Annotated in this window: 18 protein-coding genes; 2 read left to right on the top strand and 16 right to left on the bottom strand. The window is 35.6% G+C overall.

The features are described 5' to 3' along the window. Positions 1-62: 62 nt before the first annotated feature. The 14 genes from CJF12_RS02100 to tpx form a co-directional block, all read right to left on the bottom strand. Positions 63-323 carry a DNA-directed RNA polymerase subunit alpha C-terminal domain-containing protein gene (locus CJF12_RS02100; protein ID WP_034683993.1) on the bottom strand — a complete coding sequence of 87 codons (261 nt, stop codon included), beginning with the start codon at positions 321-323 and terminating at the stop codon, positions 63-65. 17 nt (positions 324-340) lie between these two features. After that, entirely contained in the window at positions 341-754 is a 414-nt protein-coding gene (locus tag CJF12_RS02095; RefSeq protein WP_034683991.1) for an SRPBCC family protein, read from the bottom strand. A 79-nt stretch (positions 755-833) separates the two neighbouring features. Next, positions 834-1,265, bottom strand: a complete 432-nt coding sequence (locus tag CJF12_RS02090; RefSeq protein WP_034683989.1) for a VOC family protein — start codon at positions 1,263-1,265, stop codon at positions 834-836. Between the two features lie 219 nt (positions 1,266-1,484). Continuing rightward, positions 1,485-2,267, bottom strand: coding sequence for an alpha/beta fold hydrolase (locus tag CJF12_RS02085; protein WP_034683987.1), 783 nt, complete (start codon positions 2,265-2,267; stop codon positions 1,485-1,487). A gap of 3 nt (positions 2,268-2,270) precedes the next feature. Then, on the bottom strand, positions 2,271-2,795 hold the full coding sequence (locus CJF12_RS02080) for a DinB family protein (RefSeq protein ID WP_034683985.1): 525 nt from the start codon (positions 2,793-2,795) through the stop codon (positions 2,271-2,273). Positions 2,796-2,854: 59 nt separating this feature from the next. Then, a complete protein-coding gene (locus CJF12_RS02075) occupies positions 2,855-3,316 on the bottom strand; it encodes a hypothetical protein (RefSeq protein WP_034683982.1) in 462 nt (153 codons plus the stop codon). A 74-nt stretch (positions 3,317-3,390) separates the two neighbouring features. Beyond that, positions 3,391-3,801 carry a VOC family protein gene (locus CJF12_RS02070; protein ID WP_034683980.1) on the bottom strand — a complete coding sequence of 137 codons (411 nt, stop codon included), beginning with the start codon at positions 3,799-3,801 and terminating at the stop codon, positions 3,391-3,393. A 77-nt stretch (positions 3,802-3,878) separates the two neighbouring features. Continuing rightward, positions 3,879-4,469 (bottom strand): Crp/Fnr family transcriptional regulator, encoded by a 591-nt coding sequence (locus tag CJF12_RS02065; RefSeq protein ID WP_051887260.1) that lies wholly within the window; start codon positions 4,467-4,469, stop codon positions 3,879-3,881. Between the two features lie 203 nt (positions 4,470-4,672). After that, positions 4,673-5,884: a DUF763 domain-containing protein gene (locus CJF12_RS02060; protein WP_034683978.1), complete on the bottom strand. Its 1,212-nt coding sequence runs from the start codon at positions 5,882-5,884 to the stop codon at positions 4,673-4,675. A gap of 238 nt (positions 5,885-6,122) precedes the next feature. Next, entirely contained in the window at positions 6,123-6,527 is a 405-nt protein-coding gene (locus CJF12_RS02055; protein WP_034683976.1) for a glyoxalase superfamily protein, read from the bottom strand. 12 nt (positions 6,528-6,539) lie between these two features. Continuing rightward, positions 6,540-6,887 carry a VOC family protein gene (locus CJF12_RS02050; RefSeq protein ID WP_034683974.1) on the bottom strand — a complete coding sequence of 116 codons (348 nt, stop codon included), beginning with the start codon at positions 6,885-6,887 and terminating at the stop codon, positions 6,540-6,542. A gap of 93 nt (positions 6,888-6,980) precedes the next feature. Then, on the bottom strand, positions 6,981-7,670 hold the full coding sequence (locus CJF12_RS02045) for an alpha/beta hydrolase (protein WP_034683972.1): 690 nt from the start codon (positions 7,668-7,670) through the stop codon (positions 6,981-6,983). 67 nt (positions 7,671-7,737) lie between these two features. Then, positions 7,738-8,310 (bottom strand): Crp/Fnr family transcriptional regulator, encoded by a 573-nt coding sequence (locus tag CJF12_RS02040; RefSeq protein ID WP_228379086.1) that lies wholly within the window; start codon positions 8,308-8,310, stop codon positions 7,738-7,740. A 285-nt stretch (positions 8,311-8,595) separates the two neighbouring features. Further along, positions 8,596-9,096, bottom strand: coding sequence for a thiol peroxidase (gene tpx, locus CJF12_RS02035; protein WP_034683969.1), 501 nt, complete (start codon positions 9,094-9,096; stop codon positions 8,596-8,598). Between the two features lie 170 nt (positions 9,097-9,266). On the opposite strand from tpx, the gene CJF12_RS02030 reads away from it, so the two are divergent. Both CJF12_RS02030 and CJF12_RS02025 read left to right on the top strand, forming a co-directional pair. After that, positions 9,267-11,486 (top strand): NADP-dependent isocitrate dehydrogenase, encoded by a 2,220-nt coding sequence (locus CJF12_RS02030; RefSeq protein WP_034683968.1) that lies wholly within the window; start codon positions 9,267-9,269, stop codon positions 11,484-11,486. Between the two features lie 109 nt (positions 11,487-11,595). Then, positions 11,596-12,933, top strand: coding sequence for an IS1182 family transposase (locus tag CJF12_RS02025; protein ID WP_034681241.1), 1,338 nt, complete (start codon positions 11,596-11,598; stop codon positions 12,931-12,933). A 250-nt stretch (positions 12,934-13,183) separates the two neighbouring features. On the opposite strand, the gene CJF12_RS02020 is transcribed toward CJF12_RS02025, so the two are convergent. Together CJF12_RS02020 and CJF12_RS02015 are read right to left on the bottom strand one after the other, a co-directional pair. Continuing rightward, positions 13,184-14,176, bottom strand: coding sequence for an MBL fold metallo-hydrolase (locus CJF12_RS02020; protein WP_034686962.1), 993 nt, complete (start codon positions 14,174-14,176; stop codon positions 13,184-13,186). Between the two features lie 34 nt (positions 14,177-14,210). Further along, a complete protein-coding gene (locus tag CJF12_RS02015) occupies positions 14,211-15,212 on the bottom strand; it encodes an aldo/keto reductase (RefSeq protein ID WP_034686960.1) in 1,002 nt (333 codons plus the stop codon). Between the last annotated feature and the right edge of the window lie 74 nt (positions 15,213-15,286).

Genomic DNA, 15,286 nt, shown 5'->3' with positions numbered 1-15,286 from the left:
ATCAGGTGATTATTCAACTTCTATTGAGATTCTTTTTTTGCCAGAACAGCAAAAGACTTGGTTTAGTGTATATTTTTAAAGGAGACCTGATGCTCTTTCATATGGTTTTTAAGCTTTTCCATTGTATTTTTTCCAAAGCCATGAAATTGCCTAATCTCATCTTCAGAATAATCGCATAGCTTTTCTAAAGAATCAATTTTTTCTTTTTCCAAAGACCGTCTTGCAGGCATAGCGAGAATACCATATAAAAAATCCTCCTTACTAACATGATTAACAGCACAAATGGAACTTAAACATTTGGCCATTATTACTAAATTGATCATGGTTATAAAAAAGTTTTTTAGTGTTTTTCAACATATTTATGGAAATTATCGAGGATCGCGTACCAGCCATCTCTTTGCATTTCCGCTGAATTCTGCTTTTCAGGATCAAAAACTTCAGTAACTTTTGTTGTATTCGAATCAATACGTTCAAAAATTACTTCCACATTTCGACCATCTTCCAGGTGATATTTTATCTTTTCATAAGGAATAACCTCATCGTAGATTCCTTCAAAATCAAATCCGAAGCTTTTATCTTTTGCTTCCATCCGGGTTTTGAATTTTCCTCCAACCCTCAAATCATTTACAGAGCTCGGACATTGCCAGCTCTCATGAGCAAAATTCCATTGGGTAATGTGATTAGGAGCATTAAAATAATCCCAGACTTTTTCAACAGGTGCTAAAATGGTAATATCTATTTTAATTGGATCCATAATTCTTTTTTTTAATGATTGGGTAAAACAGGGCAGTTAATTTTCCAACTGCCCTTAAAAAATTTAGTTAAATATAAGATTATTTTGCAGATTCTTCATTATAGTTCACCATCCAATGAACACCATATTTATCCTGAAAGCTTCCGAAATAGTCTCCCCAAAACTGATCTTCAATAGGCATTTCTATATTCCCGCCTTCGGAAAGTCCTTTAAAAAGTCTGTCTGCTTCATCTCTGGATTCGGGGAAAATAGAAACATAATTATTGTTTCCCACCGTCAGACTCTGCCCAAATCCGGGAACGATATCTGATGCCATCAAAAGATCATCCCCGATAGGCAACGCAATATGCATCACCCTATTTTTTTCTTCTTCGGAAAGATTTTCTGTTCCCGGTGCATTTCCCATTTTATAGACTTCGCCACGGAATTCTCCGCCAAAGATCGATTTGTAAAAATTGAAAGCTTCTTCTGCTGTACCATCAAAATTGAGGTATGGATTTAATTTTGCCATGATATTTAATTTTTAAAGTTAGTATTAAGGTTTTATTGAACCATTAAGATTCTGTGTTAAGAAGATTATTAATATACTTCTCCTACTGTCGAAAAATATTCCTTGAGTCAACAAATTTGCAGTTAACAATTTAGCAAATCAGCGATTTCGCGATTTTACCTTTACAAATAAAAACATAGGAAAATAACTAAAGTTGCTATCTTAAAAGCCTATGAAATCTTAATCTTTTAAAAATGTCGCTACTTCATTCACGGTTAAATCTATGAGCTTTTCATCGGTATTCCCCTCAAAATCAGCCATCATATAAGAACCATGAGTTGCAGGAAGAATCATTAATTGAGATCTCTTAACCAGTCGCCACATTTCTACTGTATGCTCGGGTTTTATGATATCTTTATCTCCGGAAATAAATAATGCAGAGCTGTTTATAGACGTCAGGATTTCATCACCCCAGTCTTCAAAAGACTGCATTCTTTTACTGTCTTTATCAAACATATTTTCTAATCTGGAAAAGTCAGGATTTAATTCCAGAAAATTAATTTTAAGCGGTTCTGGCATTGAATCAAGACTGGCTTCATCCATCGATTCAAAAAAACCGTCCTGCATTCCGTTTCTTTTGTAGAAAGAAGAGGCTACAATCAACTTATCCATTATTCCTGGATAGAGATATGCAATTTGCATGACTGTATTTCCTCCGTTACTAAATCCCCAGAATGAGGCTTTATTTATTTTTATTTCCGCCAAAAGAGCTACCACATCATGAGCATCCTGCTGAAAGGTTTCCGGAATATTCCTATGCTCCGTCATTCCGTGATTTTGCAGGTCAATTCCTATTAATTTTAATTGAAATCGATTTTCCAGTCTTGAAATAACTTCTTTGAAGTCAAATAGAATGGAAGAACCTCCTCCATGAATTAAGACTAATGGCTTTCCGGAACCATATACCTCATAGTACATCTGAATTCCATTAACCGTCTTATAACCTTTTTCTATAGGATGCATTGGTTAGTATTTTAAATTTTCATCAGTATCATACTTCATTCCAGGATAGCCTAAAATTTTCCGCATCAATCCTATTTGCCCGCATAAATAATCTTCGCGTCCTATACACATACCTATGAAATTAAGTTTGGTTTCTTTAAAATAGGGTGCATTCATGCCTATTTCAAAAATTTCATCCAACTGTTCATCTGTAGCTTCCAATAATTTCTGATATACTTTAGGGGAAACTGCATGAAAACTTTTCTTCAGGTCCTCCAGGCTTGGGTAGCTGAAACTCTCATCTAAGGCTTTACCCTGGAAAAAGAGCTCATTATAAGGATCTTCTTCCTGGAGTCCTAAGACCCAGCCTAATCCGTAGCGCATATTGAGAAAGTTTCCCGCCATCCATACGATATGGTTGGTTTTTCCATCAATCCGTTTCATGGCATCTTCTTCCGAAATACCATCCAAAACATTCAAAAAGCTTTGGGAGTGCATTCTATAAGCAGGAATAACGATTTCTATTTTTTTTGATTTTGGCGTGTCCATTATTAAGTGATTTTGTGATTAGAATTTTATATTTTTCTTTAACAGATAAGAAACATCATTTATTTTATGGCTCCGGGTTTTCCGAGAATTCTTCTGAGATACCCCAATTGACCACTATGATAAATTTCGTGCAGAGAAAGTGTTGAAATATCATTAATGGATGTAGGTTCAAGACTTTCAATACTATTGAGCTTCGATTCAAGTTGGCTTTGAGTTTCATTTAAATAGGATTTCAGTTCTTCAAAACTGATCAGTTCATCTTTCCTGTTTAAAGGAGTTTCACCTCTTTTATAAAATGAAAATTTTTCGTTGTCCCAAACTGGCTCTTTTCCTAAAACATTCAAAAAAGCATTTCTTACATAAATTAAATGTCCTAAAATCCAGTTCATACAATTCGCTTCCCCGTTCGGGAAAATCATTGCTTCTTCATTGGAAATACCTTCAATATTCATCGAAATTACTTTGTAATTGCTAAATACTAGATATTTTATGATTTCAATATCGTTTGATTTCGTTTCCATAATTATTCTGTTTGTTTAAACACAAAGAGTACGTATTAGCTTTAGTGGATTCTAATCCTACTTGTATCTGAAACCTATTCAGCAGGAAACTTAGAAATATCTGCAAATGTTATATTCCAGCCGTGTCCGTTAAGATCCCAAAAAGAATTTTGATACATCCATCCATAATCTTGTGGTTCTTCATGCTGTGAACCTCCGTTTGCCAGAGCTGTGTTAACTATATGCTCAACTTCCTCACGGCTGTTTAAACTAACAGCAACAAGTACCTCAGCTGTATCCCCTTTAGGAACCGGCTTACTGGAAAAAGTCTGAAAGTATTCTTCCGTTAGAAACATAACATAAATACTATCTTCCTTCATCATTATACATACTGCTTTTTCGTCTGAAAATTGTTCGTTGATCGTGAAGCCCAGTTTCGTCCAGAATTCTCTCGTTTTCTGAATATCTTTAACAGGAAGATTCACATAAATTTGATTGACTTTCATTTTTTCTAATTTTAGTGTTAAACTTTTAACCAAAATTACCAAGTCAATATCAGAATCATCTTGCCATAAGGCAAGATTTAAATTTTCTTTGAATGCGACACCAATTCTTTACGGATTCTGCTTAGAGAAGTATCCGTAACTCCAAGGTATGAGGCTATTTGTTTGAGGGGAGCCAATTGTATCACCTTATTTTTCTGTTCCAACAGGTTAAGATATCGCTTTGTAGCGGAAAGGGTAAACATTTCTACAGATCGCTGTTTGTAAGCAAAAAGCTGTTGGGACATCCATGAACGTCCCCACTCCCTGAGATTAGGAATTTTGTGGAAGAGATCCTGAAATGTATTATAATCTAATTTCCAGCATTCACAATCGGTAATACACATAATATTTTCCTGCGATGGGATTCTCTGAAAAAGAGACAAAACTTCTATAATAATTTCATTTTCCGCGAAAAAATGAGTGGTAACTTCATTGCCATTAAAGTCATTAACGAATGATCTGGCCAGCCCCTTTTCCAAAATATAATATTCATTAGCTGTTTTTCCTTCTTCAAGAATAAAATCTCCTTTTTGAAAGGTTACTTTTTCATGAGCCTGAAAGATCTCACCCAGTTCTTCATGCATGAAAAATGGAAAATCATATGAAATTTCTAAAGCTATATTACCCATGAGATGAATATTTTTAATGATCTAAAAATATAATTTTTATTGGAATTGTTACAAAAAAGTTTTACAGGTGTAAAAATGATTGGTGATTTACTGTATTTAGATTCTTCCATCAACTGTACACGCAAGACTTCATCCTGTATTCTGAAATCCAAGATTAATCGACATCCATGATAAAGATTACGTTTAAGTTTACAGTGATGACTTTAGAATAAGGAAAGCTGAATAGGCTTTGGCTTTCCGGGTTTTTCAGCATCTCCGAAAACAGTTTTACCACCAAATCTCCAGGAGTTCTGCCTTTCTTCTTCTATCACTTCCTGAATATCAAAATCCGGTGTAAAGCTTTTTTCTGTCTCAGCAATAATCTGATGAAGTTTATGTAATGATTTCAGTTTATCTGAGTTTCCCAGTTTGGATTTTTCAATCCCTTTTTTAAGAATACCAATACTTTCATCATATACGTTAATAGGAACTGGAAAAGGATGTCCATCCTTACCTCCATGAGCAAAAGAAAACCTTGCTGGATCTGAAAATCTGGACGGCGCTCCATGGATCACCTCACTCACCAGAGCCAAGGACTGCATCGTACGTGGCCCTACCCCTTCCAACATTAGAAGGTCTTCGAAATTTTGTGGCTGCTGCTCACGCGTGACATATAAAAGAGCACCTAAACGTTTTAAATCAACATCGGAGCCCTGAACATCATGATGTGCCGGAAGGATCAGCCTCGAAAAATCACTCATCACCTCCGTAGAATCGGTATGAGAAATCTCCAGGATTCCTTTTCGGTTGTCGGAAGCATGAGCATCAGTAAGATTAAGAATTTTTCCTCTCGAAATCCCATTGATCCCCGTGTGAGGTTCTTCAATAAATGATTTTACATTCTCTGAATGCCAGTGATACCTTCTCGCTGTTCCGTCAGATTCGTGCATTCCTTGTTGAACAACACTCCAGCTTCCCGTATCAGACAGGATAAAATTATGCAGATACAGCTGATATCCATCCTGAATAGCTGTATTATCCACTTTCGCAGAGAGTTTGCTTGCTCTGACCAATTCTGTACCGTTTAATCCGGTTTTATCGGCAATTGCAATAAGTTCTGAAGGCGTATCTTTTGAAAACTTCCCTTTTCCGCCACAAATATAAATACCTAAGGATTTTGAGTTGGGATTAATCGATCGTTTTAATGCTCCCATTACAGAGGTTGTTATGCCTGAAGAATGCCAGTCCATTCCCATTACCGCTCCAAAACTTTGAAACCAAAACGGGTTTGACAACCGGCGAAGAACTTCATCTTTACCATAATCCATCAGGATTACCTCAATAATGGATAGTCCCAGTACAGACATACGCTCATACAGCCATGGCGGTACTTTGCCATAGTGTAAAGGTAGGTCTGCTGTTCCTGAACGTTTCATCTCAATTTTAAAGTCCAAAGATACTGGTTAATTAGTAAGATTTTGATGATTTGAATCATGAATTTACCTGCATTCTAACCACAAATTACACCGCTGTATAGTTTTGGCTAAAGCCAGAGGCAGGGCTTCTATAATTGAAAACGGGCTAAAGCCCTCTTCTATTGATCCGTATTAACCAATGAATGACAATACGCTCAACTGACGTAATCTTTCAATTTTTTAATCTAAATTCCTTTCACTAACCTGCCGAATAAAACTCCAACTCCTTATGTTTCGCCTCATCAAATTTTTCATTGAAAATAATCTTATTTCCAAACGGGTCATTAACTGTAAAAGAGACTGCATCATAAAATGTTTTTTCCAATCCCGGCCTGTTATATTTATACTTTTTAGCAATTAATTCTTTATGATAATCTGCCACTCCTTCTCCCCAGATAAAAACACTGCTTCCCGGCGTAGCATCACCATGATGTTCACTTAAATGAAAGGTTATATTTTCTTTGTTCACTTCCATGTAAACAGGGGTGTTATCTTCAAAATGATGTTCCCAGACAATTTCAAAACCAAGCCAGTCAACGTAAAATTCAATTGTTTTCTGGTAATCAAAAATCCTGAGAATAGGTATAATCTGTTCTGCTTTCATGAGTACAATGAGTTATTGATGGGAGAGAATATTAATTAATTTTCCAAATGGATCTTTCACGAAAAATCTTCGGACTCCCCAATCTTCATCAGTAATATCATAGGTAATCTCAAAACCTGAATCTTTCATCTTTTGATGAATATCATCCACTTGATCCACTTCAATAGAAAAATCAGGAACAGGAGTATCATTTCCTCCCTGAACAGCAAAGCTTATCTGAACCTTTGCTTTTTCATCATTGCCGAATGTTTTGATCCAGCCATGGTCCATTAATAGTTCAAGACTTAAAATATGATGATAAAAATAGTCTGCGCGGGATAAATCCTCTGTCTGTAAGTTGGCTACAATTCTTTTAACCATGGTTATTTAATTAAAATCTTTATTACAAAGAAAAGCCTTGTGAATTTACGTAAAATATCACAAGGCTTACAGATTATTTTTTATCCAGAATCTTTACAGCGTTGATGCTGCTTCTAAAATCAACTGAGTAACATCCTGAGGATGTGAAGCTAATGAAGCATGTCCTGCATCTAAAGAAATGATTTTTTTAGGCTGCATGCGTTCCGCCATTTCTTTTTCAGTTTCTGCAGGGATCATACGATCCTTCAGCGAAATCTGATACCAGCTTGGTTTTGTTTTCCAGGCAGGCTCTCCTGCTTCGTCACCGAAGCACTGGCTGTGGATTGGCTTTTGAGATAATGACATTACCAATGCCTTTTCGTCATCCAGATCCTGGCAGAAAGCCGATTGGAATTCATCGTATTTAATCCATAAGAATCCTTTACTGTCAGGATAAATACTAGCTCCTCCCGGAGATTCTCTTTTTCCTAAAAGAGCTCCTAAGCTGTCACCTGCATCCGGAGCGAATGCTGCAATATAAACCAACCCCACTACTTTATCATGATTTCCAGCTCCGGAAATTACAGCACCACCATAAGAATGCCCAACTAGAAGCACCTTTCCTTCTTGTGCATCAATAAGATCTTTAGTCTTGTTAATATCGTCCTGTAATGTAGTTAAAGGATTTTGAACGCTTCTCACTTTATATCCTGCTTTGGTAAGCGAAGGAATAACATACTGCCAGTGGGAACCATCTCCCCAAGCTCCGTGTACCAAGATAATGGTTAAATCTTTTTGATCCATAATTATATAATATTAAGTTGATATTAGTAAAACTACGTTCTTAAAATTCAATAGACGTTAACTTAAGTTAATTAATAATCCTGCTTCTTATACGACTAAGAGATTGTTCTGTAATTCCAAGATAGCTGGCAATATGTTTCTGTGCTATTTTCTGAAAAACTACAGGTTCTTTTCTCAGAAGATTGAGATATCTATTTTCAGGTGAATTACACAATAAATCATCAATCCTTTTCTTGGCATCCAGATAAATCTTTTCGCTCATCATTCTTCCAAATTGTTGCCAGTAAGCTTCTTTCTGATATAATTTTTGTAAATCATCTTTATTGAGAAGTAAAATTTCACAATTTCCGATGGCCTGGATATTCATATTGGAAACCGTATCGCACAGAATGCTTTCGTAATCCGTAAAAAATTCATTTTCAAAATAGAAGCCAAAATTAATTTCGCGCCCCTGATCATTAATATAAAAGCTCCTGATCGTACCACTTTTAATAAAGCCTAAATATTTGCATTTTTCTCCTTGCTTTAGAAAGAAGTCAGACTTCTGAAGCTCAGTATTTTTAAGGAGTGAATAGAATTCTTCGAAATGTTCCTGGTCAACCTGAAATAGTTCTCCATACCTTTTGTAATTATCAAGCATTTGTAGTGTTTTTTGATCCATTAACAATTGAATGTCTTATGTTTTAAATTTTAATAAAGATATGAAAAAGATGATCAAAGGTTTAAAACCAATACTTATTTTAGATCTTTTCTTTATGCATTTCGTTCTATTTCATTGAATTAAAAATATCCTTACTATTTTCTAGTGATCATTCTCTTTTTTTAAAACAAACTCTGGCCTATCTTTCATATAATTTTTAAATAAAAAAGCCTTACGAAAGTCAGAACTTCCATAAGGCTTTTTGAAATTTTAATTTTCAATTATTTATTTTAATGCTTCAATAGCGGCACTATAATTTGGTTCATTAACGATTTCAGAAACCTGCTCGGTATATACCACTTTGTTATTTTCGTCCGTAACGATTACTGCACGGCTTAGAAGTCCTTTTAAAGGAGAGTCTGTCATCGTTACTTCATAGTCATCTCCGAAACTACTTCTGAAATCAGATAGAGTTTCTACATTATTTAAGCCTTCTGCAGCACAAAATCTTCCTAATGCAAATGGGAGATCTTTAGAGACATTGATGACAACTGTATTATCTAAACTGGAAGCTTCTTCATTGAATTTTCTTGCTGAAGCAGCACAAGTTCCCGTATCTATACTTGGAAAGATATTGAAGACCTTTTTCTTTCCTTCAAAATCTGCCAGTGTTTTCACATTTAATCCTGAATCTACCAATGCAAAATCTCTTATTGTTGTTCCATTTGACGGAAGGCTTCCTATAGTATGTACTTCGTTTCCTTTTAACGTAATAGTAGTCGACATATGATTTATTTTTTAGGTTTTTTCAAATTTACTCAAATTACTTATTTTTTCTTTCAAATAAAGGTTAAATAATTCTTAAAGTGCAAAAACTTGCTGAGGATTAATCCAAAAAAATTTAAATTTTAACTAAATTTGTGGGAGTTAAAAATCAAATAATAAATAACAGTATAATGTCAGAAAAATCAAAAATCTATTACACATTAACGGATGAAGCTCCAATGTTGGCTACCCACTCGTTTTTACCTATCGTAAAAGCATTTACAAAATCTGCAAATATTGAGATTGCGGTTCCGGACATTTCTTTGGCAGGGAGAATTTTAGCAAACTTCCCTGAGTTTTTAAAGGATGATCAAAAAACCGTTGATGCTTTAGCAGAATTGGGTCAATTGGCAACAACACCGGATGCAAATATTATCAAGTTACCTAACATCTCTGCTTCTGCACCTCAGCTTGATGGAGCGATCGCAGAATTACAGTCTAAAGGTTTCGCAGTTCCCAATTATCCTGCTGAGCCTAAAAATGATGAAGAGAAAGCAATCAAAGCTAAATATGCTAAAGTATTAGGAAGTGCAGTAAATCCTGTATTAAGAGAAGGAAATTCTGACAGACGTGCTCCAAAAGCTGTTAAAAATTACGCTAAAGCCAACCCTCATAGAATGGGTGACTGGGCTTCTGACAGCAAAACCGATGTAGCTCACATGAATAATGGAGACTTCTATGGTACTGAAACTTCTACAACAGTTGAAAATGCATTGAAGTATAAAATCGTATTCAAAGGAAACGATGGTTCTGAAACAGTATTAAAAGATTTCGCTGGTCTTCAGGCCGGAGAGATTATCGATTCTTCTGTGATGAACTTAAGAGCTTTAAAAGTTTTCGTACAAGAAGCAATTGAAGAGGCTAAGAAAAGAAACGTACTTCTTTCAGCGCACCTGAAAGCTACGATGATGAAAATCTCTGATCCTATTATTTTCGGAGCTATCGTAGAAACGTTCTTCAAAGATGTGTTTACTAAATATGCAGATACTTTCAAATCTTTAGATATCAATCCTAACAACGGTCTTGCCGATCTTTTTGAAAAGATTAAAGGAAACGCTCAGGAAGCTGAAATCAAGGCTGATATTGACAAAGCTCTTGCAGAAGGGCCTAGAGTAGCTATGGTAAACTCTGACAAAGGAATTACAAACTTCCACGTACCATCAGATATCATTGTTGATGCATCTATGGCTGCTTTAGTAAGAGGTGGCGGTAAAATGTGGAATAAGGAAGGTAAGGAAGAAGATACAGTGGCGATCATTCCAGACCGTTCTTATGCAGGTTTCTACCAGGCAGTAATCGACGATATGAGAGCTCATGGAAAACTGGATCCTACTACAATGGGTTCTGTGCCGAATGTTGGTTTAATGGCTCAAAAAGCAGAGGAATACGGTTCTCATGATAAGACCTTCCAGGCTGTTGCAGACGGAACAATTGAAGTTCAGGATGAAGCAGGAAATGTTCTTCTTTCTCAGAAAGTAGAAAAAAGCGATATTTTCAGAATGTGTCAGACTAAAGATGCTCCAATCCAGGATTGGGTAAAATTAGCAGTTAACAGATCTAGATTATCAGATACTCCAGCTATTTTCTGGTTAGACAAAGGAAGAGCTCACGACAGAGAAATCATCAAAAAAGTAGAAAAATACCTAAAAGATTACGATACCGCAGGATTAGACATCAGAATTCTTGATGTTAAGGATGCTATGACTGAAACTTTAAAAAGAGCAAGAGAAGGTAAAGATACAATCTCCGTTTCAGGAAATGTATTGAGAGATTATTTAACAGATCTTTTCCCTATTCTTGAATTAGGAACTTCAGCGAAAATGCTATCTATTGTTCCATTGATGAACGGAGGTGGTTTATTCGAAACGGGAGCCGGAGGTTCTGCTCCTAAGCACGTAGAACAGTTTATTGAAGAAGGTTACCTAAGATGGGATTCTTTAGGTGAATTCCTTGCACTTCAGGCATCTTTAGAGCACCTAGCTCAAACTCAAGGAAATACAAAATCTCAGGTATTGGCAGATGCTTTAGATGAAGCAAATGCTAAATTCTTGGCTACAGATAAATCACCGGCAAGAAAGGTAGGACAGATCGATAACAGAGGTTCTCATTTCTACTTAGCAATGTATTGGGCAGAAGCTTTGGCTAACCAAACTGCTGATGCAGAAATTGCTGAAAAATTCAAGCCTATTGCAGAGAATATGAAGGAAAATGAAGCAGTTATTAATGAAGAATTAATCAGTGCACAAGGCAAGCCTCAGAATATTGACGGGTACTATAAAACAGACCCATACAAAACTTATGCAGCAATGAGACCAAGTACGATTTTGAATGCAATCATTGACGGAATTTAATTTCCTGAATTTATAAAATAAAAGAGGCTGTCTCAAAAGAGATAGCCTTTTTTATGCAAAAAGGAAAGCTTTCGCTTTCCTAATAGTTGCAAATTGATTAATTTGCATTGTGTTAAGTACGTCAAAAGTAGTCTTTAAAGATTACACCCCCAAAGAAAATCTGCTTTTTCCTCCCAATTTATCGGAGTTGATTGATGAGCGACATCCTGTGAAAATTGTTTCAAACATTATTGATGGCTTGGATATCAAAAGCTTAATTAAAACCTACAAACCTGGCGGAACATCTTGCTACCACCCGAAAATGCTTTTGAAAGTTTTGATTTATGGCTATTTAAGCAATATCTATTCAAGCCGCAAAATGGAGCAGGCCTTGAAAGAAAACATCCATTTTATGTGGCTCTCTGCAATGAGCCGTCCCGATCATAACACCTTAAACAGGTTCCGTAGTGAACGATTGAAAGGTGAGATTAAAGCTATTTTCACACAAATTGTTCTTCTTTTGGAAAAGGAAGGTTTGGTAAGTCTGAAAACCACTTTTGTAGATGGCACCAAGATAGAAGCCAATGCCAATCGCTATACTTTTGTTTGGGGAAGAGCTGTCAAAAAACACAAAGAAAGGATTGCAGAGCAATTAGAAGAGCTTTGGAACTATGCAGAAACAGTTGCCAAAGACGAGCTTGAAAATACAGAAAGTATTGATTTTAAAGAAGTAGATTCTGAAAAAGTAACTCAAACCATCGAAAAGATCAATGAAGTTTTGAAAGATAAAAAAGTAGCTTCAAAAGTTCGTCAGAAACTGAATTATGCTAAGAAAAACTGGGCAGATAATTTAGAGAAATATAAAAAACAGCAAGAATTATTAGAAGATAGAAATTCCTATTCCAAAACCGATACAGACGCTACTTTTATGCGAATGAAGGAGGATCATATGCGAAACGGACAACTAAAACCCGCTTACAATCTACAAATTTCTACCCATAGACAATTCATTTTACATTATTCAATTCATCCCAACCCAACAGACACCAAAACATTAGCGACTCATTTACTGGGTTTTGAAGAAAGCTATCATAAAGCTCCCAAAGAGCTTGTTGCTGATGCTGGTTATGGCTCAGAAGAAAATTACAACTTGTTAAAATCTAAGAAAATAAAAGCTTATGTTAAATATAATTACTTCAGAAAAGATCAGAAATCGGGACAAATAACCACTTCACAAAACAATCCTAAATTGGCAAAAATCAGAGAAAAGGTTTTCAAACTTCTTAATACCAGCAAGGGCATCAAACTCAGAAAACAAAGATCCCATGATGTTGAACCTGTTTTTGCAGAGCTCAAACACAACAAAAATTTTAAACGATTCATGCTTCGGGGAAAAAATAAAGTCGAGGTAGAAATCGGCATACTCGCAATTGCCCACAATCTAAAGAAAATGTCAAAAGCAGCCTAAAACAGACTGCTTTTTTGACTTATATCTTCTTTTTTCCAAGATATTTTTTTTATTCAAAATATCGAAATCTTTTTTCAATGAAATACTAAAAAGAGACTGTCCTTTTGAGACAGCCTCTTTTATTTTATAAATAAGTTCCATTTCATTCTGCAAACATTCTAACAATCTTTATCTTACCAACAAACCCTCTCATTTCTGAGAGGGCTTATTATTAACTATGTCTATTGTAGAAAATTTAAACAAAGTCGGATTAATTCATAAAGCTTTCCGGAAACCATTCAAATCCATTGCCTTTCTTTTGGGTGAAACCTAAACCAGGCCATGGCAAATGGTAAGCAAAAGCTCTGGATTTAGTTTTGGCTAATTGATCAAGGATTTTTTTCCGTGATTCTATAGCAATATCCAGATCCGTATCTCCGAAATATCCCCAATCGGGATGCGGAAATAAAACGACATCAGAATGCATCAGATCTGCGATATACAGCAAACTTTCATTTCCGGAATTAATATTCACCAATGTAAGTCCCGGTGTATGTCCCGGTGCTAACTGAAAGCTGAAATTATCATATAACGATTTATCCAAATCATAAAAATTCAGTTTTGGCTTTATAGTCTTTAAGATCCTCTGAATGGCAAGTATAATCTTATTAAGAAGTTCCGGTTGCTTTTTTAAAGCACTATTGGTAAAATCTTTGAGTGTTGCCCTCATCCAGAAATCATGTTCAACTTTCGAAATAAAAATATCAGCTTTAGGAAAAACCAGTTTATCTTCTTTATCCACCACTCCGCCGATATGATCCGGATGAGCATGAGAAATAAATATATCGGTAACATCAGCTGCTGAAAACCCTGCTTTTTCCAAGCTTTTTAACAGAAATCCGGTTCTTTCGTCTGCAAAAATTCCCATTCCGGTATCCATTAAGATCAATCTGTCTTTTGCTTTAACCAGCAAAATATTCATTGCCATATCGATAGAATCTTCGGAGCGAAAATTATCTTTGAGAATGGTCTTTAATTCAGATATATTTCCCCGGGGAGCAAAAGACAAGAGGTTTTCTTCGTGAATATATCCATCTGTAAGAATATACAACTCCAATTCTCCTAATTTGATTTTTTTAACTCCTGAAAGATCATCTTTCCAAACTAAGGTTTTCTTATGAGTTCCCGCTAAAGTATTGGCAAAAGGTAAAACACTAAAAGCTCCTGCTAATAGTCCATTTTTTAAAAGTTCTCTTCTGTTCATTGCAGATGTATCTTATTTTAAAATAATGTTTAGTCTAATTATTGACCAATTTCATAGATCCTTCACTATATCTTTCTCCAACATTGGGGTACTTTTTCAAGATGGTATCAATCGTATTCAGATCTGATTGAGAAAGCTCAATATCCGTTGCTTTAATATTTTCTTCCAGGTATTTAATCCGTTTGGTTCCCGGAATAGGAATAATATCATCTCCCTGGTTCAATACCCACGCTAATGCTAACTGTGTTCCTTTTACTCCTTTAACATTAGCAAAATCATTAAATTCTTTAGCTAAGTTCCTGTTATTTTCGAGGCTTGCCTCCTGATAACGGGGTAATGACTTTCTGAAATCATCATCTCCAAAATTCTGTGCTTCATTGATGTTAGCGAAAAGTCCTCTTGCTAAAGGGGAGTAAGGAACTAAGGAAATTCCCAGCTCTCTGATTGTGGGTAAAATCTCTTTTTCAACATCTCTTGTAAGGATTGAATATTCGGACTGCAAAGCCGTAATTGGGTGAATATTATTGGCTTTTCTGATTGATTCAGCAGAAGCTTCTGATAAACCAATATATTTTACCTTCCCCTCTTTTACAAGCTCTGCCATCGCTCCTACTGTTTCCTCAACAGGGATATTCGGATCAACCCTGTGTGCATAATATAAATCTATTGTATCAATTTTCAGTCTCTGAAGACTTAAATCTACGGCCTGTCTGATCCACTCCGGGGAACCGTCAAAATAAGTTCCGGGAGCACCACTGTGACTGGCTTTACCGTCTTTAAATCTAAATCCGAATTTTGTAGCGATAAAAATTTTATCACGATTTGGAACCAATACTTTGGAAATCAGTTTTTCATTTTCTCCATTGGCATACATATCAGCCGTATCCCAGAAGTTAACTCCTAAATCTAAAGCTCTATGCAGCGTGTTAATACTCTCTTGTTCATCCGCTGGACCATATGCAAAGCTCATTCCCATACATCCCAGACCGATAGCGGACAGTTGTTCTCCTGTATTTCCTAATTTTCTAAATTTCATGATTGCTGTGGTTTTAAATTATAATAACAAAATTATAATAACAAACCCAGACATTTCATATAGAATTCAAACTA

The sequence above is a fragment of the Chryseobacterium piperi genome (genome assembly GCF_002285635.2).
Classification (GTDB): Bacteria; Bacteroidota; Bacteroidia; order Flavobacteriales; family Weeksellaceae; genus Chryseobacterium; species Chryseobacterium piperi.
The sequence above is the reverse complement of the archived record's forward strand: the minus strand, read 5'-3'. Positions and strand labels throughout refer to the sequence as shown.

Bases quoted from the DNA above. Each gene is read 5' to 3' on its own strand.
- CJF12_RS02100 (WP_034683993.1), bottom strand. From the start codon at position 323: ATGATCAATTTAGTAATAATGGCCAAATGTTTAAGTTCCATTTGTGCT.
- CJF12_RS02095 (WP_034683991.1), bottom strand. From the start codon at position 754: ATGGATCCAATTAAAATAGATATTACCATTTTAGCACCTGTTGAAAAA.
- CJF12_RS02090 (WP_034683989.1), bottom strand. From the start codon at position 1,265: ATGGCAAAATTAAATCCATACCTCAATTTTGATGGTACAGCAGAAGAA.
- CJF12_RS02085 (WP_034683987.1), bottom strand. From the start codon at position 2,267: ATGCATCCTATAGAAAAAGGTTATAAGACGGTTAATGGAATTCAGATG.
- CJF12_RS02080 (WP_034683985.1), bottom strand. From the start codon at position 2,795: ATGGACACGCCAAAATCAAAAAAAATAGAAATCGTTATTCCTGCTTAT.
- CJF12_RS02075 (WP_034683982.1), bottom strand. From the start codon at position 3,316: ATGGAAACGAAATCAAACGATATTGAAATCATAAAATATCTAGTATTT.
- CJF12_RS02070 (WP_034683980.1), bottom strand. From the start codon at position 3,801: ATGAAAGTCAATCAAATTTATGTGAATCTTCCTGTTAAAGATATTCAG.
- CJF12_RS02065 (WP_051887260.1), bottom strand. From the start codon at position 4,469: ATGGGTAATATAGCTTTAGAAATTTCATATGATTTTCCATTTTTCATG.
- CJF12_RS02060 (WP_034683978.1), bottom strand. From the start codon at position 5,884: ATGAAACGTTCAGGAACAGCAGACCTACCTTTACACTATGGCAAAGTA.
- CJF12_RS02055 (WP_034683976.1), bottom strand. From the start codon at position 6,527: ATGAAAGCAGAACAGATTATACCTATTCTCAGGATTTTTGATTACCAG.
- CJF12_RS02050 (WP_034683974.1), bottom strand. From the start codon at position 6,887: ATGGTTAAAAGAATTGTAGCCAACTTACAGACAGAGGATTTATCCCGC.
- CJF12_RS02045 (WP_034683972.1), bottom strand. From the start codon at position 7,670: ATGGATCAAAAAGATTTAACCATTATCTTGGTACACGGAGCTTGGGGA.
- CJF12_RS02040 (WP_228379086.1), bottom strand. From the start codon at position 8,310: ATGCTTGATAATTACAAAAGGTATGGAGAACTATTTCAGGTTGACCAG.
- tpx (WP_034683969.1), bottom strand. From the start codon at position 9,096: ATGTCGACTACTATTACGTTAAAAGGAAACGAAGTACATACTATAGGA.
- CJF12_RS02030 (WP_034683968.1), top strand. From the start codon at position 9,267: ATGTCAGAAAAATCAAAAATCTATTACACATTAACGGATGAAGCTCCA.
- CJF12_RS02020 (WP_034686962.1), bottom strand. From the start codon at position 14,176: ATGAACAGAAGAGAACTTTTAAAAAATGGACTATTAGCAGGAGCTTTT.
- CJF12_RS02015 (WP_034686960.1), bottom strand. From the start codon at position 15,212: ATGAAATTTAGAAAATTAGGAAATACAGGAGAACAACTGTCCGCTATC.